The organism is Pandoraea sp. LA3 (assembly GCF_022696215.1).
GTDB classification, from domain to species: Bacteria; Pseudomonadota; Gammaproteobacteria; order Burkholderiales; family Burkholderiaceae; genus Pandoraea; species Pandoraea capi.
On record NZ_PTPY01000038.1, the window covers coordinates 527590 to 554178 of the forward strand.

The following is a 26589-nucleotide window of genomic DNA, read 5'->3' on the forward strand; positions in this document are numbered from 1 at the left end:
CCGTCGTGTGGCGTCAGTGCGTGGTCGATGAACCGCCCAGATACGCCTCGATCACCTTTTCGTCGGCCTGAATCTGCGCGGGCAGGCCTTCGGCAATCTTCTGCCCGAAGTCCAGCACCGACACCGTCTGGCAGGTGCTCATCACCACGTCCATGTGGTGCTCGATCAGAATCACCGTAATGCCGTGATCACGAATCTTGCGAATGATGGCGAGCAGTTCGCGAATGTCGGGGGCCGTGAGACCGGCAGCCGGCTCGTCGAGCAGCAACAGACGCGGATCGAGCGCCAGCGCGCGGGCAATTTCGAGCAGACGCTGCTTGCCGTATGGCAGGTTGCGCGCCTCCTCGTCGGCGAGCGACGCCAGCCCCACGAATTCCAGCAGTCGCATCGCACGGGCACGCGCGCCATCTTCTTCGCGCTTGTATCGCGGCAGACGCAGGGAGACGTCGAGCAGCGTCGAGCCGAACGTGTGGTGCAGGCCGACCAGCACGTTCTCCAGTGCTGTCATTTCCCCAAAGAGCTGCACGTTCTGGAACGTGCGCGCCACGCCGGAGAGTGCGATGTCGGACGACGTGCGCCCGGCCAGCGACTGCCCGGCGAACTCGATCGTGCCGGCGGTCGGCACATAGATGCCGGTGAGCACGTTCATCATCGTGCTCTTGCCTGAGCCGTTCGGGCCGATCAGACCGTGAATCGTGCCGCGCTTGACCGTCAGATCCACCTGATTGAGTGCCTTCAGGCCGTCGAACTGCATCAGCAACTGACGCACCTTCAGCAACTCGTCCGGCCCCGCAGCGGCGGCAGCCAGCACCGGATCGCTGTTACCGGCGACCGATTCGTCCACTTGCGTGGCCGAGACCGTATGCGCGCGGCGACGGTTCAGCACGCGCGAGCGCAGGAAGCCGATGATGCCGTCCGGCAGGTAGTACACGACGAAAAGGATCATCAGACCGAAGATCGTCAGACGCCAGTCGGTGATGCTGTCGCGCCACCAGGTCACGCCGGCGAGTGCGACCGTGCCGATGACGGGCACTGCCGCTTTCGCGAGCGTGGTCCGCCCGCGCACCACCGCCGTGACCGCCGCGATGGTCGTGACCACGGCAATCAGCGAGGCCACGATACGGAAGATGTTGATGTCGTCGAGCAACTGCGGCAGCAACACGATGATCGCCGCGCCCAGCAACGAGCCGCTGCGTGTCTTGCGTCCGCCCATGATCACGGCGAGCAGGAACAGAATCGTGAGCTCGAAGTTGTACGTGTTCGGCGAGATGTACTGCTCCGAGTAAGCGTAGAGGCTGCCCGCGAGTCCCGCGAACCCTGCGCTGATCACGAACGCATACACCTTGTAGCGATACACCGAAACGCCCATACAGTCCGACGCCACCGGCGAATCGCGCAAGGCTTCGAACGCGCGGCCGAGGTGCGACTTCAGAATGCGGTGGGCGACGAGCATGCTCAGCAACAGCAGCACGGCCACGATCCAGTAGTACTCGGTCTCATCGATCGGATGACCGCCGATGACCGGCTTCGTGAGCTTGATGCCCAACGGCCCGGACGTCAGAAAATCCATCTCGTTGATGAGAATCTGGATGATGGTGCCGAACGCCAGCGTGACCATCGCCAGATAAGGGCCGATCACGCGCAATGCGGGCAACGCCAGCACTGCACCGAAGGCAGCCGTCACCAGAATGGCGGCCGGGAGCGCCAGCCAGAGCGAGAGGCCGAGCTTGGCGAAAAACACACCCGCGACATAAGCGCCGATGCCGAACAGGCCAGCGTGGCCGAGCGACACCTGCCCCGTGTAACCCACGACGATGTCCAGCCCGAAGAGCAGGATCGCGTAGATCATGATCGTCTCGATCATGTGGATGTAATACGGGTTGCCGACGGCGAGAGGAAAGCCGAACAGCGCGACGATGCCGAGCACGGCGGCGAGCTTCGTCGTGACGCGCAGGCCGCCGAGATCACCGGCCCCACGTGCAGAGGAGGTCTGTGCGGTCATGGTTACACCTTCTTGATGGCGGTCTTGCCGAACAGGCCTGCCGGCTTCACGGCCAGCACGAGCAGCAGCAATACGAGACCCGGCACGTCTTTGTAGCCGGTGGAGATGTAGAACGCAGTCGTGGTCTCGGCGACACCGAGGATCACGCCGCCCACGAGCACGCCCATACCGCTAGACAGACCGCCGATGATCGCCACAGCGAATGCCTTCAGGCCGAGCACGGCGCCCATCGTGGCACCCGTCAGCGTGAGCGGCGCCACGAGCACGCCCGCAAAGGCGGCAGCCATCGACGACAACGCGTACGAGAACGTGATCACCAGACTGGTGTTGATGCCCATGAGCCCTGCGGCGTCGCGATCGTTCGCGGTCGCGACCACGGCCTTGCCGTAGATCGAACGACGGTTGAAGAACTCCACGGCGGCCATCATGAGCAATGCGCCCACGACGACGAGCAGTTCCATCGGCAGCACGTTCGCGCCCAGCAGGCTGATCGGCGCCTCGGGCAACGGCGACGGAAACTTGAGGTCGTCGCGACCCCACAGGTTTTCCGCGACGTTCTTGAAGATGATGCCCAGCGCAATGGTGGACATGATCCAGCCGAATTCCGACTTGATGCGTAACGCAGGTTTCACGCCGATGCGCTCGACGAATGCGCCTTGGACGAGGCCGAACAGACAGACGATGGGAATCATCAGCCAATAGTTCAGCCCGAGGGTGTCGACCAGCGTCAGGCCGACCAGTGCGCCAAGCATCAGCGCTTCGCCCTGGCCAAAGTTCAGGGTGCCGGACGTCGCGAACGTCAGTTGGTAACCGAAGGCGATCACGGCGTAGATCATCCCCAGCGCGATACCGCTGTAGATGAGTTGAATCAGGATGGTCATGCGGTCCTCTCTCGCGAGTGCGAGCCTACGAGCGATGCTCGGGAGGCATTCGATGCGTGCGCCGCACGCCGGTCCCGAGTGCCGGCGGCGGGCAACGGTGGTGTGAAGACAGCGCGCGAGCCCCGCCCCGACACCCCCATGTCAGGGGCCCGGAGCGAGGGCGACGCGCGCCGTCGTTCACCCGTCATGGCTGCAAGATGCAGCGCCGGGAGGGGATGAGGCTTACTTGGAAGCCGACTTTTCGCGGACCTTGCTGCCCGCCTTCAGATCGGTGTCGTAGGCATACACGACACGGCCGCCCTTCACTTCGCCGAACACCGGAATGTTGGCGGTGATGGCGTCGTGATCGTCATGCGTGAACGGACGATCGTAGGTCGTGACCACGCCTTCCACCGGCGCCTTCAGGTCTTCGAGTGCTGCACGCACCTTCGGGCCGTCCGTGCTGCCCGCCTGCTTGATCGCAGCCGCCAGCAGGTAGATCGAGTCGTAGCCTTGCGCTGCCGAGACGGCCGAATCGATGCGGTTGTTCTTCGGCTTGAACATGGCCAGATAGCCGTCGATGAAGGCCTTGCGCTTCGGCGTATTCGGTTCCTGAATGAACGTCTGCGGCATACGTGCGCCTTCGCCGTTCGCGCCCGAGTTGTCGATGTAGTTCGCCATGGCGAGCGTCCAGCTACCGACGATCGGCAGCTTCCAGCCGAGCTTGCCCATGCCGTTGGCGATCTGTGCCAGTTCCGGTCCGATGCCGTACGTGAGGATCACGTCGGCGCCGGCCTGCTTGGCCTTGAGCAACTGGGCCGTCATGTCGACGTCCTTGATATTGAACTTCTCGACGGCGACCGGCGTAATGCCCTTGGCCTTGAGCGCTTTTTCCAGATCTTCACGTCCGAGCTGACCGTAGTTGGTCGAGTCGGCCAGAATCGCGGGTTTCTTGAAACCGCGACGCGTGATGGCTTCTTCCACGATCATCGGCGCCTGGATGCTGTCCTTGGCCGAGTTGCGGAAGACGTAATTGTCCGGGTACTGAGGCGGCTTGAACTGGTCGGTAATCACCGTGCCCGTCGCCACGTTGTTGAACACCGGAATTTTGGCATCCTGATAAAAACGCTGCGAAGCGAGCGCCACGCCGGTGTTGATGTAACCGACGGTGGCCACCACCTTTTCCTTGTTGATCAGTTCCTGCGCAACCTGCACGCCGCGCTCGTTCTTGGCTTCTTCGTCGCGCTCGACCAACTGGATCTGACGGCCGAGCACGCCGCCCGACTTGTTGATTTCCGCAGCGGCCAGACGCACGCCGTCACGCATGGATACGCCCATCGACGACGAGCCGCCGGTGAACGGGCCCGACACGCCGATCTTGATCGGGTCGGCCGCAATGGCCATCGAGGCGGACAAGGCGAACGCGACAGCGCCGGCCATGAGCTTGAATCGGAATTGCATAAAGGTCTCCTTCGGTGCGATGCGTTTCGATATGACGCTTTTCTGCTGCGGTTTTCTGCTGCGACTTTCCTTGGTGTCGCAGGCCCTGCCGTGGATGCGCGATTCACGGGTGTTGTCCCCCCTCGCACCGCCCCGGTCCTTGTAATTCGTGTCAGGGCGATACCGTCAAGCACGCTTCGAACGACCAACCTAGCGCGCCGATTATGTGATCGCTGAGTTTCGCCCGCAAAGGCGGGAATACCCCTACGGGGACGCGGGTTTGCGCCCCATTAGCGCCAATTGGCGCGGGTTCCCAAGGAGTTTGACGGCACGCGCCCTTGTACGGCGCGTGTCCGGAGAACGGCACGGAGTGCCAAAGAGTTCGACTCGATCGACGGGTCGTAAGGGAGTTGTAAGCGAAAGCGATTATTCGCCCGGCGCGACGACCTCGCGAGTGCCGTTTCGTCCCATCGGCGTGACGAGTCCGGCCGCTTCCATCTGCTCGATGAGACGTGCGGCACGGTTGTAACCGATGCGCAATTGCCGTTGCACGGCGGAAATCGAAGCGCGTCGCGAGTTCAACACGAATGCGGCGGCCTCGTCGTACAGCGGATCTGCTTCGGCGTCGCCGGCAGAATCCCCGAACAGATCGGCCGTCGCAGCATCTGCCGGATCGCCCGCGAGAATGGCTTCGTCGTAGTCCGGTTCGCCGTACTGCTGCCAGTGCTGCACGACACGATGCACCTCGTCGTCGGCGACGAAAGCCCCGTGCACGCGCTGCGGATATCCGGTGCCCGGCGGCAGGAACAGCATGTCGCCCTGCCCCAGCAGCGACTCCGCGCCCATCTGGTCGAGAATCGTGCGCGAGTCGATTTTGGACGACACCTGGAACGCGACGCGGGTGGGAATGTTGGCCTTGATGAGACCGGTGATGACGTCGACGGACGGACGCTGCGTGGCCAGAATCAGGTGAATACCCGCGGCACGGGCCTTCTGTGCGAGACGTGCAATCAGTTCTTCGATCTTCTTGCCGGCCACCATCATGAGATCGGCCAGTTCGTCGATCACCACGACGATGAAGGGCAGACGGTCCAGCGGCTCGGGCGCATCCGGGGTGAGCGAGAACGGGTTGCTTACCTTCTCGCCCGCCGCACGCGCCGCATCGATTTTCTCGTTGTAACCGGCCAGATTGCGCACGCCGAGCGCGGACATCAGACGGTAACGCTTTTCCATCTCGCCGACGCACCAGTTCAGTGCGTGCGCGGCCTGCTTCATGTCGGTGACGACCGGTGCGAGCAGATGCGGAATGCCGCCGTAGACGGACAGTTCGAGCATCTTCGGATCGATCATGATGAGGCGCACGTCGTCCGGCGTCGCCTTGTACAGCAGCGACAGGATCATGGCGTTGACCGCCACCGACTTGCCCGAACCGGTCGTACCGGCGACCAGCAAGTGCGGCGCGCGAGCCAGGTCGGCCACGATCGGCTCGCCGGTGATGTCCTTGCCCATCGCCAGCGCCAGTCGCGAGCGGTGCGCATCGAATACCGGCGCCGTCAGGATTTCGGACAGGCGGATCATCTGACGCTGCGCATTGGGCAATTCCAGCCCCATGCAGGTCTTGCCCGGGATCGTCTCGACGACGCGGATCGATGTGACCCCCAGCGCGCGCGCAAGATCCTTCATCAGGCCGACGACCTGCGCGCCACGCACGCCAACGGCTGGCTCGACCTCGAAACGCGTGATCACCGGCCCTGCCGACGCGCCGACGACCGTCACCGGCACCTTGAATTCGGCCAGCCGCTGCTCGATGAGCTGACTCACCGCAGCAAGCGCTTCGTCGGACACGACGTTGGCATGATCCTGCTGCGTCGCCGGCGAGAGCAAATCCACCGACGGCAAATCGTAATCGATGATCACGCGCGGCGGCGGCAATTCGTAAGGCGCATCCGCCGCGAATCTGGCCGTTGGCGAGACTTCCGATGTCGACATGCCGAAAGACGGCAGCGGTGCGGCGGTGGCAAACGACGGAATGGCGGAGGCCGTCGGCATCGGCACCGCAGGCGCGGACAGTGGTGCTGTGTAGGGCGTTTGCGGTGTCGGCTCGTCGTGCGAGAGCGGCATGCCGTCGGCGCGCGCCCACGTGCCATCAGCACGCAAAACGTAATGCGGCTTCAACGCGGGCTCGATATCGTCGTCAACGTCGGACGACGACAATTGAGCGCGCTCGCTTGTGAGGTTGGCGACATCGGCAATATCTGCGACGTCGGGCGCTTCAGGCGCTTCAGGCACATCCGATACGTCGAACGGCGGCGTGGCTTCCACTGTGTCGAATGGCGCTTGCGCCGACACCGTAGTTGTCACCGCATCTGCCACCGGATCTGACTCATTGGGTGCCGTCACCGCCTCGACGATCGGTCGTTCGATCTTCGTGACCCCAGATTGGACAGGCGGGTCGTATGCCTCGACACTCGCCAGCACGTCGGCGAAAAGGAAACGGCGAGGCGGCGTCGTAGCGGCGACAGGCGATCTCGGCACGGCAACAGCGTCCTTCGGCAGCAGAACCGTCGGGGGCAAATTAAGCACCTCGGCGGGTGCGAGCGGTGCGGATGGCACACGCGGCGCGACCGGCGGGGTCTGCGCTATCGGCTCGGCCGAGACGTCGGCGGGGGCAAGCGCTTGCGGGGCAGCAGCCGAATGCGCCGCATCGCCGGCCACTGGCGCGTCGACTGACGCGAACGAATATGCCGAGGGTATCGGCGAAGCCAACGGCACAGACGATGCGGTGGGTTGCGGCTCAGACGTCGGCGCACTCGCACCGACCAACGAGTCCGCACCGCTCCACTCGCGCAGATCGCGCAGGAGTGCCTCGGCTTCGCTGCGCAGTGCGGCCAGCGCATCAACACGCGCCTGCTCGGCAGCTCGCGCCGCTTCCTGCTGCGCGAGCATTTCGGGCGTCGGGCCTTCCGCCGCGACTTCCTCATGCCCCGGCTCGGTATCGTTCACCGACCAGTCGATGGGAGAAAACTCGGAGACATCCGACGACAACGGCGTGGCGGCATCGGCCGCCGACCAGGAGGCCGCCCCCCGCATGGCAGGCGTCACCGCAGGACGTGGGGCCGCCGCGGGCGACACCGCCGGCGCAGTGCCAGTGTTCGGTGCGTTCAGTGACGTCAACGCCGAGGTGGGAATCGTCGGTGCGTCGATATTGGAAGCCGCGCCCGGCGTGCTGAGCGCAGGTGCACGCGGCGCAATGGGCGGCGCCCCACGCGGCGGAATGTCTTCCAGCCCCAACTGTGGTTTGCGGAACGGACTATGGACGATGGTGCCGCGCAAATGCGCAGGCGCCGTGCCCACGGGGCGGCGCCCATCCGTCCCCGGAATCGACGTGGAATGCAGCGGGTCGGTCGAAGCCGACGTGTTCACAGTCCCGGACATCGTCGAAGCCATCGACGTTGCCATCGCTTCCGGTGCGGACGTCGCCGGGCGAGCCGCCATCGCAGTGGCAGATGAGGATCCCGTCGGTAACGCGGCGCGCGATTCACGCGGCGGCAATCCCGGCTCAGCACGGACAAACTCCGTCATGCGTAGCGCTTCGCCACGACTCTGACCGGAGGCATAGGCACCACGAGGCGGTACAGGACGAGTGCCCGCTGCGGCGCTTCCTGCTGAACCTACTGATGCGCTTCCAGCCGCACCCGCGGACGCAAGCGTCGCAGCCGCCGCCACGCCGCCTCGTCCGACCGGCGCCCCCTTCCCTGCCGGACGCGTCGTCGCACCGCTGCCAAACGACGGCTCGGCGCGCGGCGCCCCACGCGTGGTCAGCGGCGGCGGTTGCATCGCGTCCAGGCGCGCACGCTCCTCGTCGGACAGCTTCCAGCGCGGCTGCGCGGCCAGCCCGCGACGGCGCGGTACAGGTTCTTCGATCAGACTACCGACATTGTGATGCCCTTGCCCGAGCGTCGGCGTATAGCCGCCACGCTCCGCTCGCTCGGTCCGCTCCGTCGTATCGAACGACATTTGCGAAAGACCACGCGCCGGTTCGCGGCGGCCGGAATCGGCGCGCGAATCTCTCGGCTCGAAGGAAGGAGAATCGTCTTCGTCACCAGCAGATGGGCCGCGCGAGAACATGCCCCACCAGGTGGTGCCGAAGACAAGCGGAAGGGAAAAGAGGAGCACGGCACCCGCGACGCCCATGGCGAGCGTGCCACCGAGCGCCACGTGCAGGCCGTGGGAGAGCGATTGGCCGACGCTGCCGCCGGCCGTATTGCCCTCGCCACCGGTGAGCGCGGCCAGCGTGGCGCTCGACACCATCGCGAGCGGAACGCCAAGCAGCATACGGAGCGTGCCGGGGCCGAAGATTCTTATCTCACCGCCAAGCAGACCCCGTACGCCAGGCCAGCACAACGCCAGCAACCAAAACGTCGACAGTCCGAACCAGCCAAACCCCATAATCGCTCATTGCTTCAGGAAAACCCGGAGAGCGATTGTAGCAGGTAGGTCACCGTCCGGCGGGCCTCCGGCCCCGACTTTTACGCTCCGGCATGCCGGATACGACCACTCAGGCGTGACCGTGGGTTCCGGTGGGACGAAGCGTCGGCGCGACACGCTCCACCGCCGCGACCGGCAGCGCTTCGTCCGGCACCACCAGACTCAGGTTGCGACGACGCAACGAGCGCCAGTCGACCTTTGCGAAGATGTCCTCGCCCAGCGCGCTCGTTTGCGAGAGATTCTCGACGCGCACGCCACGGGCACGCAACACTTCCGAGGCGTGACGGAACGACGGTTCGATCAGGTCCGCGAACTCGGCATCCAGACGCGTGGGCGCACGGGTCTGCATCGTCTCGTAAAAACGCGGCGTGTGCGATGCATCGCGCAGATCGAGACCATGGAGGTACATTTCGGTGAAGCCCAGCCAGGTCGCCACTTGCAGCGCGAAATACGCCACTGTGCCGCCGTGGAAAAAACCGTTGTCGATGTCAAAGCTGAAGCCCAGTGCACTCTCGTCGCCCACGAACGACGCGCTCGCCGACACCTGCGCATCGGCACGCAACGTTGCGGTCGTGCGCGCCGCTTCGAAGCCACGCTTGAAAATATCGTCGACCAGATAGAAGCGGCAGCCGAAAGCCGACATCGGGAACATCTCGAGCAAGCGGGCGAGCACCACGGGCGTGACGAACAACACCAGATCGCGCGCCACGATACGGCGCGCCAGATCCGGACGCTGGCGCACGAAGCCGGCATCGAGAATGCAGTAGTAGTTGAATTTGACCGGTGCGAAGTCGGTGAGCGCAATCGCCCCGTTCACACCTATGACGTGGTGCATCGGCATCGCGTCGTAATCAATCTCCGCGATCGAGGGGCCGCTGGCGATGATATGGCAAGGCAGACGTCGCAGGCGTTGCAGCTCAGCGCGACGCGCAAGCGGTACGTGACGCCCGCGCCAAGTGAATCGTTCAATGGCCCCCATCGCATCGCGCTCGATACGCGCGTGCGGCCAGAGTCGTTCGTTGTGCCGCCACTTCGCCGAATGGCTATGGCGGTAAACGAGTTTGAGGATCGTCGAAAGCATTGTCGTTGTTTTGGTTAGGTGTTCCGGTTGCGCCGCTCTCACCTTGTGGATGGACGGCCCTAACCCCGTTACGAATCGCGTGTCGGTCGATTGCCGATCCTGCGTGAACCGTTCGCCTCTGCGCTTCCCCCTGCCCGCAGTGCCGCTCACGAAGGCATGGAGACCTTGCTCCATCACATCGATGGGTAAATTCTGCCACCCGGACTTTGCCCGGGACAAGATTTATTCCAGTTGGAAATCTTACGTCAGGTTACCTTCCTTCGCAGCCCAGGATCACGGGGCTTGACACCGGAAGCCCCTGTTCATGCGGCTTTTCGGCCGTCACACGCCGTCTAACAGGGGGTGTAAGGAAATCTGGCGAGAAATAGAGCATTGCGAGAAATACAGACAATGCTCAGGGATAGACGGCGATTCGTACGCCGATGGAGTGCATTGCAACAGGTCGTTTGCGTACCCCCGCGACCTGCGCAGGCACGGAAGATCAGTGCAGCGCCGTGCTGCCGCTCGGGCGTGGATAGAACGATTGCCCGAGTTCGACGAGCAACGCACTCAGTTGCGGGTCGCGCACGAAGCTCGCTGCCGAGTCGGCGGCAAGAATGGCTTCTGGGGTCTGGGGACGCGCAATCAAAAACCCCTGTACATAGTCGACACCGAGCTCCGACAGCGCTTCGAGGGTCGAGGCATCTTCCACCCACTCCGCGACGCTGCGAATCCCCAGATTCTTGGCCAGCGCGACGATGGCCTCGACGATCGCCAGATTGGCCGGGTGTGCGGCCATGCTCTTGACGAACGCGCCGTCGATCTTGATGGCGTCGACCGCGAGATCCTTGAGATACGAAAACGAACTGAAGCCCGCCCCGAAATCGTCGAGCGCAATGCGTCCGCCCAACTGATGAATGCGATCGACGAAGCGGCGCGTATTGTCTAGATCGTGCAACGCCACCGTCTCCGTGATCTCGATGCACAGCAACCCGACAGAACGCTCGTGCGCGGCCAGCGTGGCGAAGATGTCGCGCACGAAGTGTTCGTCGTTGAGCGACGCACCGGAGAGATTCACACACACGAACCGCGTCTTGGGAAGCTGCTCGCGATGCGCATCGATCCACGCCAGCGTGTTCGTCAGCACCCATTTATCGATCATGCCGATGGTGCCGTTCTCCTCGGCGGCACTGATGATGCGCGAGGCCGGCACGATATTGCCGTCCGAATCGCGCATACGCAGGAGCACCTCGAAATTCAGCGACTCTCCCGGCGACGCCATCTCCATGATCGGCTGCATTTCGAGGAACAACGTATTGGGCGTGAGGCCGGCGTCGAGGGCATCGATCAGACGCAGCTCCGCCAGCCGCTCGCGGAACGCTGCCGCACCGCGTTCGTAGACGACCAGTTCGCGGCGACTCTTCTTGGCTTCACGGCAGGCACGGTCCGCCGACGAAATGGCGTCTGGCACGCGCATGTCGGTCGTCAGCTCGATGACCCCGGCCGACGCCCGCACCTGAAACGCCCGGTCTCCGATCTGATAAGGCTCACCCGCAATCGCGTCGACCAGCCGACGCGCCACGGCGGCGGCCTCCTTGATGGTGGCATCGCGGAACACCACGATGAACTCGTCGCCACCGGTGCGGCCCACGCTTTGCTCCGTCGACAGCCGCGCGCGCATCCGGTCGCAGGCCTGACGCAGCACCTCGTCGCCGGCCGCGTGACCGAACAGATCGTTGACGAGCTTGAAGCGGTCCAGATCCAGATACGCCAGCGCCGCGGGACGCGCGTCCGACAGCGTCCGGATGGCTTCGCCGAGCGATTTCTCGATACCGCGCCGGTTCGAAACCCCGGTCAGCGGATCGTTCTCCGCCAGATAGCGCAACTGCTCCATCGTGCGGGCGCGTTCCGTGATGTCCTGCAACGAGCCTTCGATACGCCCGTCGGAGAAGATCGCCTTGACGAGATAGCGGCTCACGCGGCCGTCGTCGCGCGGCAGCGAAAGAATTTCAAGCTCCGACTCATCGCTGTGCTGAGCCACATCGAGCAACATGCGCCAGGTGCTCTGACCGAAGAACTGGTCCCAGCGGAAAGTGCGCCCTTCGGTGCTGGGAATACCCAGCATGGTGTGCAGCGCGGCATTGCCCCGTACGAACACCCCCTGATCGTTGAGCGTGAAGAGCCCCACCGGCGTGACGTCGTACGCATTACGCAATTCGGTCTGGGCTTCGAGCTTGCCCTGATGCTCCATGCGCATCTGCTCGGCAATGGCCAGCGCCGCCATCAGGCTCGAGAAAAGCGCCGCCGTCACGCTATTGAGCGCCGACGACAACGCGCGGGCGTTGAACGCGGCGGCGATCACTTCCGAAAAGGTCGCGAACAGCACAATGGCGAGCGACGCGCTGTACCAGACCGCGACCCGCGAACGCGTGAGCACCAGAATGCGCGCGAGCAACACCAGCACGATCGCAATGCCAAGCGCCGCAACGGCCCACAGCACCGGAATGAAATGCGCATAGGGCAAGGCAATGGCCGCGCAGCACAGCACCACACCGGCCCATTGCAGCACCATCACCATCCAGCGCAAACCGATCCGGCGCAACTCCCGCTTGAACAACTGCGTGAACAGCGAATAGGTCAGCACGTAGTAGATCGCGAACGTCGCCTTGCGCACCAGCGCGTCCCAGTCCATCGGGATAGCGCGCTCCAGCCACTGCGTATCCGCGCCCAGCGAGTTTGCCGCCAGGCGCAGGTTACCGATCAGCCAGGCGGCGAACAATACATACAGCCATTCCTTGTTGATGATGGCGGTGACCAGCACGAACGCCGACAGCGTGAGCAAACCACCTTCCAGCAAGCCGTTGCTGCGATGAAACTCTTTCTCGGAGATGCGCAACTCGGGCGCAGGCCAGGCCACGAGCGACAGGTGCGCCGGGCCGGAGAACGTTCCCTGACAGAGCAGCGTCACCGGTTCGACGAGATGACCGAGGTCGATGGCGAAGCCCGCTTTCGACATCCGCACCGCCCCGCTCACCCCACTTCGATCGGCGCGGCCGATGGCGGGACTGTCGGGACTGCGCCAGCAGGCGAGCGTTTGCGCGTGACGGGAGGGAAACTCGATGACGGTGCGCTCCTGGTCGCCGACAGGCGGTACCGTGAAGCGAAACCACACCGGCGCTTCCGACAGATGGGTGCTGAATTGCTGAACCGGCGCGACGCGCTCCAGCGCGCTTTGCGCCATCGGCGGATTGAAGGTGGCAGGCAAATCGCCTTGTGCCTGAAACGACACCGGCGTTGCACCACGCACCGCGTACTGACTTTCCTGAAACATGAGCACGATGCCCGAGAGCAGCATGATCGCTGCGGGCACGGCGTACAGGGAAATGCTTCGAAAGAGCTCGTCGAGTCGTGCGGTAATACGCCAACGGCGCCGCGCGCCGGTGAGCTCGCTCAACTCATCGGAGAAATCGTTCGTATTACGGCCGTGATCGTCACGCTCGTTACCGAGTTCCCCCGCCATATGACCTTTGTGCCCTTATCTCGTTAGTCGCCCCCGCGGTGAATCCCGAACGAGGCGCGCCCGAAAGCTCGCCTCCCCGGCCGGGCCGGCCCTGTCCCGTGCCGCCGATGTTCCGGCCTGCACGGGCAGGTGTCTCTTGCCCGTAAAACCCGTTACCGCCATCGCTGCCCGAAACACCTCCGGCACACGACGGGATAACGTTAATTCGCTTAACGGCATTACACCGCTAGGCTGTAGCCTGCTGCTACGCATCGTACCTCGTCGGCACCAAAAGATAAATCCCGCAAATGCGCGCCAACACTGGCTTCGACCGGTGCCGGCTTGACTTCGTACCGACTATCCGTCACCCCCTGCTCACCCGGCATGCCGAGACGCAAGTCGGGATGGTGCGTGAGGCACATGTAAGCAAACAACGGATGCCCTGCCGCCTGCCAGCGCGTGCGTGCCTGCGCCACATCGAGCGCCAGTACGCGGTGCCCGATACCGCCAACGTGCGCCATCGGGATCAGTTCCTGGGACGGGAACACATCGGTAAACATCAGCGCTTCGTACTGCCGATGCAGCGGCGGGCGCGCGGTAATCACCATCCAGTCGATGCCCGAGAGCAGGCAGTACTGGTAGAAGGCCTTGAAAAGCGCCGTCTTGACGACCCGACCGACAGGCCCGGCCACTACGCCCAGACGCGTCGCTTCCGCGAGCGCCGCGCTATCCAGCCAGTCAGGCAGCGGTGCGGAATCCTCGAGATGCAGCGCGTGATACCGATTGGTCTGGATACGCATCGTGCCAAGCACCGCACCGTCAAGCCGGGCACGTGCCATGAGCACGATGGCCCCCGGTTCACGGTCGCTGGATTCCGGATCGCTCAACGTGGCAGCGAGTTCGGGCAGATGACGACCATAAGCCGCCTGACGCATCGCCACGGCATCGCGCAGCGACGCCTCGTCGCTCGCAATGGAGACGACGAAAGGCAAACGCTCTTCACGCAATGCCACGGTATCGGGCATCGCAGATACCGACGGACGGACGGCGGCAGTCGGAGACACCCGATGGAGACTGCCGGTCGGCCGGTCGGCGTTGGTGATCGACAGGACATCCGAAGCTTGTGCAAGATCAAACATGATTGACACTCCTTAAGGTCAATGAAAGGGCTGGTGCCGTGCATGGGCGAAGGCGCCACTGCATCGCACAATTCCTTTCTTGATCCGCTTGAGCGAAGTGTCAAGTGCTTATTTTCTTTAGGTTTTTCACATTCCTTGCGGAACCTCGACGCCGCCCCGTCCCGCCCCGGCGCCAATGGCCCGGGAAGCCCCGTCGCACCGCATGAAACGGTTTGCCAACGATCCGGGAATTCCCCGCCACCCGCTTACGCCATCTTTCCCCGGAGATCGGATGTCACCTATTTGAGACAGTTGCCGTCCTAAGAAAGACTCTGGCAAAATGATAAACGTGTTTACTAATTTCACTGGCTGACGGGATGTCGCGACTAAGCGACGGGCGACGCGTCTCGCCTCGCCGGCCTTGACGACGACATGCCGAAAATCGATTGGTCCTCCCGGTTCGGCACGCTGGTTCACGATGTGGCACGCGTGCATTCGCGGCTGTTCGACCGGCGCGCCCGGGGCAACTTCGACCTGACACGGGCGCAATGCCGCGTGCTGGTGATGCTGCATCGCTACGGCGTGCAGACACAGGCCGAACTTGCCGAACGCATGGAACTCACGCCGATGGCGCTCGTGCGGCTGCTGGATCGCCTGCGGGAAAAGGGATTGGTGCGACGCGAACGCGATCCGCACGACAAGCGCGCCCATCTGCTCTATCTGACCGATGCCTCCGAGGCCAAGATCGACACCATCGTGGCATTCGCCAACGTGACCGAGCGCGAAGCACTGGCCGACCTGACACCAGCCGAGCGCGTCGAACTCTCGCGCCTGCTGGGCAAGGTCCTGACCAGCCTCACACGCGCCGAAGCCGAATGCCCCGCTCCCGCAAAACTCAGGGACGACGTCGCCAGGGAGACAGAATCGGAATAAAGACGAACCACGAGGCAGGAGACAAGAGTCGCCGGTCACCGGCGGCAACCCCATAAGAAATGCGGACGAGGCGACAGGCCATCGGACCGCACGACAACGGTGCGCGAAGAACACCACGCGCGACGATCTACCAGAGGAAATACCGTGGCATCCCCCGCTAAGGCTGACGATCCGGGCAAACACCGGGCGCTCGTCAGCGTCTCCGTCATGCTGGCAACGATCTTGCAGACGCTCGACAGCACCATCGCCAACGTTGCGCTGCCTCACATGCAGGGCAGCTTGTCCGCGTCGCAGGACTCGATCACGTGGGTGCTGACGTCCTACATCGTGGCCGCCGCCATCGCCACCCCGCTCACCGGTACGCTTTGCGCGCGCTTCGGCCGACGCCGCGTCTTCCTGTGGTCGGTGGCGGGCTTCACCATTGCGTCTGCCCTGTGCGGCATGGCGCAATCGCTCACCGAGATCGTGGCGGCGCGTCTGTTTCAGGGCATTTGCGGCGCAGCACTCGTGCCCCTCTCGCAGGCGACCATGCTCGACATCAATCCGCCGAGCAAGCACGGCTCGGCCATGGCGGTGTTCGGCATGGGCGTGATGGTCGGGCCGATTCTCGGGCCGTCGCTCGGCGGATGGCTCACGGACAGCTATAACTGGCGCTGGGTCTTCTACATCAACCTGCCCATCGGACTGATCGCCTTCCTGGGGATTGCCGCCTATCTGCGAGAGCCGCCTGAGCAAAAAGCGGGCAAATTCGACGCGTTGGGCTTCGTCACCCTGAGTCTGGCCATCGGGCTGTTGCAACTCCTGCTGGACCGAGGCGAGCAGCAGGACTGGCTCAACTCGACGGAAATCTGGCTGGAGATGCTCGGCGCCATCATCTGCTTCGCATATTTCATAGTTCACACATGGACGGCCGGCGAGCATTCCTTCTTCAACCGCGCACTGCTGCGTGACCGGAACTTCAACACGGGCGTCGTCTACATCTTCGTCGTCGGCATCATTCTTTACGCCACGCGCGCCCTGCTCCCGCCCATGCTGCAAAGCCTGTTCGGCTACCCCGCCATTCTCACCGGCCTGGTCACCGCGCCCTCGGGGGCGGGGACCATGGCGGCGATGCTGATCGTCGGGCGGCTCGTCGGCAAGGTCGACGTACGGTATCTGCTCGGCTTCGGCTTCGCCCTAACTGCCTATTCGTTGTATCTGATGGCCGGCTACTCGCTGACGCTGAGTCCGTCGGACATCGTCTGGCCGGGGGTGATTCAGGGCTTCGGGCTGGGCTTCGTGTTCGTGCCGCTCACGACGGTGACGTTCGCCACGCTGCCGGGACAGTTCCGTGCCGATGGCGCGGCGATCTACAGCCTGTCGCGCAACATCGGCAGCAGCATCGGTATTTCGGTCGTGCAGACGCTGCTCACCCAGAACACGCAGGTGAATCATGCCGTGCTCTCCGAGCACATCACACCGTTCTCGCAAGGGGTCCAGAGCTACGTGCAGACGTATGGCGCAGCAGCCATGGCCGCGCTCAATGCGGAGGTCACCCGTCAGGCGGCAATGATTGCGTATCTGGACGATTTCCGGCTGATGCTCCTGCTCACGGTCGTCGTCATGCCGCTACTGCTCTTCATCCGGATGAAGAAAAAGGCGCCAGGTCAGGCCGACGAGTCCGAAGAAATGGTGCATATCGCAGCCGACTGAACTGCCGACGGGTGCGCGGGCGCTATCCCGCGCGTACCCTCTCGTTAGCCGCCTTGCGTGGCTTACGGGGTTTCGGTTCGATGCCGATACGGGGGTCGCCTGCAAGCACCAATGCCGTGAGGCGCGACGCAACGGCTTCGAACGTGTCCTCGGATTGCGGCATGTAGAGCCACTTCCCCAGCACCGGGTGCGGGCGCAACGCCGGCATTTCCGCCATCAGCGACGCGTGATGCTCATGCGACGTGCAAACCAGCAGACCATCCCACGGCGCATCCCGGTCGATGACCGCGAGACATTGCCGGCCATTCACATAAGCCGCTTCAGCCCCGAACATTCGTTTGCGCAAATACGACTCATCGTGTTCAAAAGCATCGAAAACCCAGACAAGCGAATTGCGAATAGTAGAAGGCATTGAATATAGCGCTTCGGAATCGACGAAAAATCACACTCTACAGGACGCCCGGAACGTCCGCCAGACCGAAACCTACCGAAACCCGCGCCGCTGCTGAATTCAAATTAAAAAGAAATCAGACCCGCAATTCGAAAACTTTCCTTAGAAAAGCCAGAAGCCCGTAACAACTTATTACAACTCACCAAAAAACAACGCCGATATTTGTTGTTGAAGAATTAAGCACCTATTTTGAATTCACTTGAATTGCGCGATATGAATTAAAAAATTTCCCCACCCTCAGGAGCGCGATATGACGACCTCGCCACGTGCCGTTGCGTCTTTCGGATCCGCGCAGTGTCCGCTGCCCCTCAAGCCCCTCATTCTGGCCCTGTCGCTGTGTTGCGCCACGCAGGCGCGTGCCGCATGCGATAACGTTGCGCCACCGAGCGGCACCACTGTGACCTGCACGGGCACAGACGGTGTCGTCGCCGCACAGGCGGCCAGCACGGGGGTGACGGTGAATGTCCAGCAAGGCGCGACGGTCTCCTCGGTGCGCGCGTCACCCGATATCGCGACGATCACCGTCGACTCCTCCAGCACGATTACCAACGCCGGCACGGTGAGCATGACCGGCACCAACCCATCAGGCCGTGGCGCGGCGATGCTCGGCGCTCATGATGACAACACGCTCGTCAACACGTCGACCGGCGTCATCACGACATCAGGGTTCGAAAACGATGGCATGGCGAGCAACGGCAACCACGGCTCGCTGACCAATAACGGCACGATCACCGTCAACGGTCCGAACGCCTTCGGCATGACCGCCGCATGGGGGCAATCGTCAGGCCTCGGTCTGAACAGCACCTTCGTCAACACGGGGACCGTGACGGCAAACGGCGGCGGCAGCCGTGCGATCAGCGTGGTGGGCGGGCAAAGCACCGTCACGAACAGCGGCACGCTGATCACGACAGGCGGCACAGCGTCGAACCGTTCGTTCACGGTGTTCATGCAGGGCAACAACAACCGTCTAACCAACAGCGGCTACATCGAAGCGCGCGGCATCAACAGCGACGCCGTCGTGTCGAACACGGCCTCGGGCTTCACCACGTCGATCGTGAATCAGGCGGGCGGCCAGATCATCAGCCGTCAGGGGTTCGGGGTTCGCACGGTCAACGGCACGGTCTCCATCACCAATGCGGGCCTGATCCAGAGCGACGTGGGCACGGCCATTGCAATGAACGCGGCCGCACGCTCCAATACGCTGACATTGCAGACAGGCTCGCAGATCATCGGCACCGCCGACGGCGGTAGCAGTGCGGTAAGCACCGTCAATCTGCAAGGCAGCGGTACGTCGAGCAATCCGTTCGTCAATTTCGGCACGCTCAATATGCAGGGCGACAACTGGACATGGACGGGCAGCGGCAACTTCACATCGGCACAGTTTCAAAGCGGCGTGTTCACGCTGAACAGTACGCTCGGGGGGGCAACGTCGCAGGTGGCATCGGGCGCCACGCTCACCGGCACCGGCACACTCACCGGCAATCTGACTAACGCCGGCACCGTGCGCCCGGGCGATGGCGCCGGCAACGGCACGCTGACCGTCGTGGGAAATTACACGGGCCAGGGCGGCAAACTCGCGATCGATACCGTGCTTGGCGACGACAACTCGAAGGTCGCCCCGCTCACCGTGAGCGGCGGTGCGATCGGCGGCACCACGACGCTCTCGGTCAACAACATGGGCGGGGCCGGTGCACTCACGACGGGTAACGGCATTCCGATGGTCAACGCAGTCGGCGGCGCCACGTCGTCGGCCAGCGCCTTCACGCTGAACGGCGCCGTCAGTCAGGGCGCCTATACGTACTACCTGTATCAAGGCGGTACCACGCCCGGCACTGCCAACAACTGGTATCTACGCTCCACCGTGCCCGTGGCCACTGCGGTGACTTATGTCGACCCGCTGACGGGACAGACGATCAGCACGGTGCTCTCGCCGGTCGGCGCCGTCGGCAGTCCGCCAACGGCCGCCGAAGGCTCGACCCCGATGCCTATCTACCGGGTGGAAGTCCCGGTGTACTCCGTCATGCCGGAGATCGCACGCGTGGCCGGCTTCGCGCAGATGGGAACGTTCCACGAGCGGCAGGGGCAACAAGGCCTGCTCGACGAGAACGGCTGGCTGCCGGCAGGTTGGGCGCGGGTCTGGGGGCAGACGGAACAGTTTCGTCCCAAAGGCGATGTGTCGCCCCAATTCGACGGCAACATCGGGGGCGTACAGATCGGCCATGACCTCGTGTCGCGCCGAACGGACAGCGGGCACAACGATCACGTAGGGATTATCGCGGGATGGACACGCGCCTCGGGCGACACGCAAGGCAGCGCACTGGGCGCGATGGACACTCACACCGGTACGTTGGGCCTGGACATGTACAGCGCAGGTTTGTACTGGACACACGTGATGCCCAACCTCGCCTACCTCGATGCCGTGGTGCTTGGCTCGGCCCTGCAATACGAATCGAAGCCGGTCAGCGGCATGAACACGAGCACGCGCGGCAAAGCGATATCGGCGTCGCTGGAGACGGGTTGGCCGATCCGTCTGACGTCGACCCTCACGCTCGAACCGCAGGCGCAAATCGTCTATCAGCGCCAGTCGCTGAACGACCTGACCGACGCGGTCTCCACGGTGTCGTTCGACAGCACCAGTAGCTGGCTCGCCCGAATCGGCGCCCGTCTGGAAGGCAATTACGACGGCGAACGTGGCCTGCTGCGTCCCTATCTGCTATTCAATCTGCTGCACACGTTCGGCAACGACGGGAAAGCGATTTTCGGCGGCACGACGCCAATCGTATCGAGCGCGAACACCACGGCGGCCCAGTTCGGCGTCGGTGTGGCCGGCCGCTTCAACAAGCACGCGAGCGTGTATGCCTCGCTCGCCTACCTCACGCAGATCGACGATACGCGCCAGCAGAGTGTGTCTGCCACGCTCGGCGTGCGCTGGCGCTGGTAAGCGCGACCGACGTCACCCGCCCGCCGCCTGCAACGTTTGCGAGGGCAAGTCGGCGCGGGGATCGATCACCGGCATGGTCGTCTCGGGCGTGTAACGCATGCAGCGATTTCGTCCGGCGGCCTTGGCCTGATAGAGCGCGCGATCGGCGCGCTGTACCAGCGACGACAACTCGCCGCGAGAGCGTTCGTCGCAGGCAATGCCGATGCTCACCGTCGCCGCCACCGTCTCGCCCTGCACCACCCTCGCCGAGCGCTCGAACGCCTCGCGCACGCGCTCCGCAATGGCCTGCGCCTCGTTGGCGCCCACGCCCGGCAGGAATAGCGCGAACTCCTCGCCGCCGTATCGTCCGAAGATGTCGTCGGCCCGCAATTGCTGCGCCGCCGTGCGTGCAAAGAGCAGCAGCACCGTGTCACCAAACGGATGCCCGTACGTGTCGTTGATACGCTTGAAGTGATCGAGGTCCAGCAGGAGCAAGGCGACAGGTGCGCGCGCCGCGCCGTGACGTCGTAGCTGCTCGCGTGCGAGGCGGGTGAACTCGGGACGATTGAATGCCTGCGTGAGGCCATCGCGCGTTGCGGCGCGGTGCAGTGCGATCTCGGAGCGTTCCTTGCCCAGCGACACCATGAGGAAGCTCGCCACCACGATCAGCACGAGCATTTCGGTCGTGGACACTTGCGGGCCGAACCACGCGAGGAACTTCGCGTCGGTCGGGCCAAGCCAGACGAGCGCCACCGCACGCGCCGTGTAGAACGAGCCGTGCAGCACGGCGACGACGGCCAGCACGATGCTGCTGGGCAGCCGCAGCCCCGACGCCTGCCAGAATTCCTTGGCCGCCATCAGGCTGTAGAAAGCGAGCAACGAGAAGAACAGCACGCCGCCACTCCATGCGTCCAGGGGCCGGGCAAACAGCCACGTCCCCCACAACAGCACGGCCGGGCCGCCGAACACGGCCACCCACTGCACACTGCGGCCATAGAAGCGGCGTGCGCCGCTCCATACCATGGCAAAGGCGAGCGTTGCCACCGCGTTGCCCAACGGATAGAGCACCGCGAGCTGGGAGCTTCGCGCGGCGAGCAGATAGAGCACGGGAGAGAACGTTGCGAGCAGGAAGGCGAGACTCCACCATCGCGGCGATTCGGCCTCGTCGCGACGCAGCGCATCGAGCATGAACAGGATGCCTGTCGCGATACTCAACAGGAAGGTCACAAACTGTAGTGTCGGCAGGTCTAACGCCGGCAGCGACAAACCAAGAGCCATGGCTCCGTCCCCCGTACGCATCGCGACAGACGGACCCTCACCTCGGTCCCGGACACAACGCGCAGTTTGAAGTACGGGGGATATCAGGAGATGGCAGGAGATAGCACCCTGACCGAACGATCGGCGGTTCGCAGCCATTCGTCATGCTGGAGATGAACAAACGCGACAGCCGCTTGCGCGCCTTATATGGCGCACCGTCTGGCCGCCCCGGTCCGGCCATCGGTTTTGTATCTCCATACCCATGGGGCGGGATTCTAGCACGTCGAATTGGGACGGCAACTGCCGCGAAGGCCCGTCGGCAAAGGCGGTCTCAACTTTCCTTACACTGCCTTTCCGGGCACCGTTCCGGCTGGGCTTGCCGTCCGGTGACGCGTCTTGACGCGTGCTTCGCGCATCACATTTCCTGACGTCGGCGAGCGGACAGCGCTCCGGCGGTCTGAATGACGAGATCGGCAAAGCGACGCTCGTCGCGCTCGGCGTTCCAGCGCACCCGAGGCACGGCGATATTGATCGCGCCGATGGCCCTGCCGTCCTGATTCACGACGGCCGCCGCCGTAGAGATGTCGCCCATGAAGAACTCGTCTTCAGTGTGCGAGTAGCCCTGCTTGCGGATGCGGGCGAGCCGCTCCTTGATCTTGCGCGGCTGCGCCACCGTCGCCGGCGTGAACTGGACGAGATGGGTGCGCGCGAGGATGTCGTCGATCTCAGTGTCGTCGAGCGTGGCTAACATCGCCAGCCCCGGTGCGGTGCAGTACGCAGGCAGACGCGAGCCGACGATCACGTTGGCATTGAAGACACTACGGCTCACGATACGCAACACGAAAACGATGTCGGTATCGAGACGCACCGTGAGGTTCGTCGCCTCTTCCGTTTCGGCCGCCAGTTGCTGGAGATAAGGGGCCGCCCGACTCACCAGTTCGTTCGAGACGAGATAGTGATAGGTAAAGTCAAGCAACTTCGGCGAAAGTTCGTACTTCTTGCTCTGCGGGTCCTTGAGCAGATACCCCAGAGCCGAAAGGGTGAACGTGAAGCGCTGCGCGGCGCTGATGTCGAGACCCGTGGCCACCGCGATTTCGGAGAGCGACAGATGTCGCTTCGAACCATCGAACGCCGTCAGCACTTTCATCGCCTTTTCGACGGAATTGACGTAAAGCGTGGAGTCGGTCAATGCCGCCGCACCCGGCGACGCGTCCGTGGTAACGGCTTTGTCTTTGGCTCGGCTGCGAGGTGTCTTGGTGGTGGCCACAGTCAGATCGGTATTTGAAGAATTTCGCAGGATTATCTCATAAAAATAACTCTCTATCTTTATGCGATAACCCATTCAACTTCAATGCGACTTCAATTGGACTTCACGCCGACGCGGAAAATCACTTCGTGCCAACGCCTTCCCACGCGCCATCGGTATCGCGCGACAGCAGGTGCTTGCGGATCCGCTCCGACGGCGTCGTCTCGAAGTGTGACGTCTCGCGATAGTAACGTGGCCGCTGATAACTGGCGAGCCGCTCGGACGCCCATTGCGACAACGTCGGCCAGTCCACTGCCGCCTCGCGAAACTGCACATAGAGCATGACGTCCTGCTCGCCGATCTCGCTCGCCACACCGATCGCTGCACACGCCGCCACCGCCGGATGTCGCGCGAACACGCGCTCGATCTCCCACGCCGACACGTTCTCCCCGCGCACGCGCATGCTGTCGGTGCGCCGTCCGATGAAGACCAGGCTGCCATCCGCGTTACGTCGCGCGCTGTCGCCGGTGTAGAGCTTGCCGTCGCGCAATGCTTTGGCCGTGGCCTCCGGGTTGTCGAGATACCCGGGCAGGAACACACCCTCGACATCGCTCGACAGCACGATCTCGCCCGGCTCGCCGTCAGCGACGGGTTGCCCCTCGTCGTCGAGCAGCGCCAGCGTGAGCCACGGCAGCGCATGACCGATGGACCCCGGGCGGTCGGCATCGTTGAGCGTCGCGAAACTCGAACACTCCGTCATGCCGTAGCACTCGCGCAGGGCGCACCCCAGCCGGTCGCGTGTCGCCTCCCACGCACTGGCCGACACCCCCGCCCCCCACGCCACGCGCAGCGAGTTCGTTACGGGCTGCGCATCCCGGGGCAATTGCATGAGGATGTCGAGAATGCCGCCGAGGTAATGCAGATGCGTTGCCTGCACCTGCTCGCACTGCTGCCAGAAGCGGCTTGCGGAGAATCGTTCGACCACGTGCATTTCGACGTCGACCAGAAACGGCAGCAACAGCATCTGCGCGCCGCCAATATGGCACAGCGGCTCCCAGAGGAACAGACGGTCGCCGTCGCCGGCATCGGCCACGCGCAACGCGGCTTCGCTGGCGATACGCATCATGCGATGCGTGAACAGCACCCCCTTCGGCGCGCCGGTCGTGCCCGACGTATAGATGATGCAAAGCACCGATGCCGGCGTGACGTTCGCGGCCACGGGCGCCTGACCGGCATACGTCTCAGCCTGCGCCATGACGTCGGCCAGCCAGTGACGCACGACCTGCGTGCCGTGATGTCCCGGTTGCTCGGCGGCCAGGGCAACACCAGCGTCGAGCACCGCCGCAAACGACGGCTCCGAGATCAGCAACCGGGGTTTCGCATGACCGAGCAGATACTCGATACCGTCGCCCTTCAGGCGTGTGTTCACGGGCACCCACACCAGGCCAGAGAGCATGAGCGCATAAATCAGCGCGATCTGCGCGGCGCTATTGCCCAGCATGACGGCCACTCGGTCGCCGGGCACCAGCCCCTGCGCCGCGAACCAGGCCTGCATGGCGCCGACGCGCGCGGCCATCTGCGCGCGGTCGATGGCCTCGCCCTCGAAGACGACGACCGGCTTCGTCGACGCTCCATGAAGCCCCGCCATAAGCAGCGGTACGACGTCGAGCTGGTCGCCCGCGGCTCGTTGCGGGAAGTACTGCGTGTAAGGATGTGAAGCAGGATGTGATGCTGAATGTGAAGCAGAAGACATTTGCGCATTTACCGGCGCGACTCGGGCAACGTTGGACATAGACATACGAGAATCCGCAGATATCAATAGCTCTTGCGTTTGAAGATGGAAGACAGCCAGACGACGAACACCATCAGGAACACGAGCGACGTGGCGACTGCGGCCAGCGTCGGCGTGACGGCCAGCTGGATGTCGTCCCACATCTGCTTGGGCAGCGTGGTGTTGATCCCGCCGGAGACGAAGATGGCGATGGTCAGGTCGTCGAACGAGACGATGAATGCGAACAGGAAGGCCGAGCCAAGACTCGCGGCGAGTAACGGCAACAGCACCGTACGCACGCGAGTGAAGGCCGACGCACCGAGCATCTTGGCCGCGTCGTCGAGTCGCCAGTCGAAGCGCTTGAAGCTCGCCGACAAGGTGACCACGACGTAAGGAATCGCCAGCACGGTGTGACCGATGACGAGGCCGGCATTGGTACCCGCCAGCCCCCAGCGTGCAAAGAGGTAAAGCAGGCCGACGGCAACGACGATACGCGGCACGATCAGCGGTGCGATGAACATCGCGAACAACGGCTTGCGCCAGCGCGACGGCAACCGCACGAGCGCCAGACTGGCACCGAAACCGAGGACCAGCGCCAGCGCCGCCGTCGCGAAACCCACGCCGAGCGAACGCAGCAACGCCGCCTGCCACACGCTCGATTCGAGGAACGCCACGAACCACTTGAAGGTGAAGAGTTCCGGCGGGAACGACACGAACGATTGCTTGGTGAACGCGAGCGGCACGACGAACGCGATCGGCAGTATCAGCGCCAGCACGACCGCCCAGGTGTATGCCTTGAGGCCCAGCCCACCCTGCGCATGCTCCCAGCCGCGCGAGAACGACAACTTGCCGGCGAAACTTGCGATACGTCCCACAGCGATCAGCACCGGCAACATCCGGCCGCCCGACCCGGCACGCCGCTCCGGCGCTTCGCCCGCGAGCGACGACAGGCCGACGACCCGGTCATAGACGAAGAACACGACGATCGAGCACAGCAGCAACACCGTCGAGAGCGCCCCGGCAAAGCGGAGATCGAACAGCTCCAGCACCGACGAGATGACCAGTTGCGCCACCATCGACTCACGCGGCGAACCGAGCAGCGCGGGCACGATGAAGAAGCCCAGACTCGTGATGAAGACGAGCAGTCCGGCCGCCGCCGCGCCCGGGCCGGACAACGGCAGAAACACCGTGAAGAAACCCGTCGAGCGGTCAGCACCGAGTGTCTGTGCCGCCTGCACGAGTTGCATGTTGATGCCGCGCATGATCGGCAGCATCGTCATGACGGCCAGCGGCAGCATCGCGTGCACCATGCCGATCAGCACCCCGGTGAGCGAAGGCGCGAGCGTGCCCGCCGTATCGATCAGGCCGAGATGCGCCGCCAGCGTCGTGAGCAGACCCGTGCGCGACAGCAGCAGCATCCACGCATAAGTCTTGACGAGATAGCTGGTCCAGAACGGCAGCACGATCCACAGCAACCAGCGCTCACGCGAGCGGGCCGACAACCGGGCGAGCAGATACGCTACCGGATAGCCGAGCAACACCGACAACGCGGCCGTCAGAAACGCGATCCAGAACGTCGAACCAAGCACCTTGATGTAGACGGCCGAGTGCGTCATGCGCGCGAATTGCGCGACGGACAGCACGCCGTCGGCATCGTAAAGGCCGCCTTGCAGAATCTCGACGACCGGCACGATGAAGAACACTGCGAGGAACAGTAGCGCGGGCAAAGCCGGCAACCAGCGGGCCAGATGTTTCGGCCAGGCAATACGAGGCCCCGCCTGAGGCAGGCGTTGAACAAGCCACATGGCAAATACTCCTGAAGCGAATGACTCGGGCGCTCGCTCGAACGCCC

15 protein-coding genes are annotated in these 26589 nt (G+C 63.7%); 3 read left to right on the top strand and 12 right to left on the bottom strand.

What is annotated here, in order from left to right; translation table 11 throughout:
- Positions 1 to 13 precede the first annotated feature (13 nt).
- The 7 genes from C5N93_RS24770 to C5N93_RS24800 form a co-directional block, all read right to left on the bottom strand.
- Positions 14 to 2002 carry a branched-chain amino acid ABC transporter ATP-binding protein/permease gene (locus C5N93_RS24770; RefSeq protein ID WP_242561324.1) on the bottom strand — a complete coding sequence of 663 codons (1989 nt, stop codon included), beginning with the start codon at positions 2000 to 2002 and terminating at the stop codon, positions 14 to 16.
- Between the two features lie 2 nt (positions 2003 to 2004).
- The gene (locus tag C5N93_RS24775) at positions 2005 to 2883 is read right to left on the bottom strand and encodes a branched-chain amino acid ABC transporter permease (RefSeq protein WP_242561325.1); all 879 of its coding nucleotides are present in this window, start codon (positions 2881 to 2883) and stop codon (positions 2005 to 2007) included.
- A gap of 222 nt (positions 2884 to 3105) precedes the next feature.
- The gene (locus tag C5N93_RS24780) at positions 3106 to 4323 is read right to left on the bottom strand and encodes an ABC transporter substrate-binding protein (protein ID WP_242561326.1); all 1218 of its coding nucleotides are present in this window, start codon (positions 4321 to 4323) and stop codon (positions 3106 to 3108) included.
- A gap of 405 nt (positions 4324 to 4728) precedes the next feature.
- A complete protein-coding gene (locus C5N93_RS24785) occupies positions 4729 to 8637 on the bottom strand; it encodes a DNA translocase FtsK (RefSeq protein WP_242561327.1) in 3909 nt (1302 codons plus the stop codon).
- Between the two features lie 223 nt (positions 8638 to 8860).
- Positions 8861 to 9625: a hypothetical protein gene (locus tag C5N93_RS24790; protein WP_242561328.1), complete on the bottom strand. Its 765-nt coding sequence runs from the start codon at positions 9623 to 9625 to the stop codon at positions 8861 to 8863.
- Between the two features lie 727 nt (positions 9626 to 10352).
- Entirely contained in the window at positions 10353 to 13370 is a 3018-nt protein-coding gene (locus C5N93_RS24795; RefSeq protein WP_242561329.1) for an EAL domain-containing protein, read from the bottom strand.
- A gap of 218 nt (positions 13371 to 13588) precedes the next feature.
- Positions 13589 to 14488, bottom strand: coding sequence for a hypothetical protein (locus tag C5N93_RS24800; protein ID WP_242561330.1), 900 nt, complete (start codon positions 14486 to 14488; stop codon positions 13589 to 13591).
- Between the two features lie 411 nt (positions 14489 to 14899).
- Here C5N93_RS24800 and C5N93_RS24805 point away from each other — a divergent pair, with 411 nt between their 5' ends.
- Positions 14900 to 15400, top strand: a complete 501-nt coding sequence (locus C5N93_RS24805; RefSeq protein WP_069343382.1) for a MarR family transcriptional regulator — start codon at positions 14900 to 14902, stop codon at positions 15398 to 15400.
- A 144-nt stretch (positions 15401 to 15544) separates the two neighbouring features.
- Complete coding sequence (locus C5N93_RS24810; protein ID WP_150720078.1) at positions 15545 to 17092, top strand: MDR family MFS transporter; 1548 nt, start codon at positions 15545 to 15547, stop codon at positions 17090 to 17092.
- Between the two features lie 22 nt (positions 17093 to 17114).
- On the opposite strand, the gene C5N93_RS24815 is transcribed toward C5N93_RS24810, so the two are convergent.
- The gene (locus C5N93_RS24815) at positions 17115 to 17504 is read right to left on the bottom strand and encodes a hypothetical protein (RefSeq protein WP_242561331.1); all 390 of its coding nucleotides are present in this window, start codon (positions 17502 to 17504) and stop codon (positions 17115 to 17117) included.
- Positions 17505 to 17793: 289 nt separating this feature from the next.
- Here C5N93_RS24815 and C5N93_RS24820 point away from each other — a divergent pair, with 289 nt between their 5' ends.
- Entirely contained in the window at positions 17794 to 20484 is a 2691-nt protein-coding gene (locus C5N93_RS24820) for an autotransporter outer membrane beta-barrel domain-containing protein (protein WP_242561332.1), read from the top strand.
- 12 nt (positions 20485 to 20496) lie between these two features.
- Here the strand turns inward: C5N93_RS24820 and C5N93_RS24825 are convergent, their stop codons facing one another.
- From C5N93_RS24825 to C5N93_RS24840, 4 genes are all read right to left on the bottom strand, one after another.
- The gene (locus C5N93_RS24825) at positions 20497 to 21741 is read right to left on the bottom strand and encodes a GGDEF domain-containing protein (RefSeq protein WP_069343379.1); all 1245 of its coding nucleotides are present in this window, start codon (positions 21739 to 21741) and stop codon (positions 20497 to 20499) included.
- A gap of 394 nt (positions 21742 to 22135) precedes the next feature.
- Entirely contained in the window at positions 22136 to 22987 is an 852-nt protein-coding gene (locus tag C5N93_RS24830) for an IclR family transcriptional regulator C-terminal domain-containing protein (RefSeq protein ID WP_242561333.1), read from the bottom strand.
- 121 nt (positions 22988 to 23108) lie between these two features.
- The gene (locus tag C5N93_RS24835) at positions 23109 to 24719 is read right to left on the bottom strand and encodes an AMP-binding protein (RefSeq protein WP_242561334.1); all 1611 of its coding nucleotides are present in this window, start codon (positions 24717 to 24719) and stop codon (positions 23109 to 23111) included.
- A gap of 62 nt (positions 24720 to 24781) precedes the next feature.
- Positions 24782 to 26542 (bottom strand): ABC transporter permease subunit, encoded by a 1761-nt coding sequence (locus tag C5N93_RS24840; RefSeq protein ID WP_242561335.1) that lies wholly within the window; start codon positions 26540 to 26542, stop codon positions 24782 to 24784.
- Positions 26543 to 26589 lie beyond the last annotated feature (47 nt).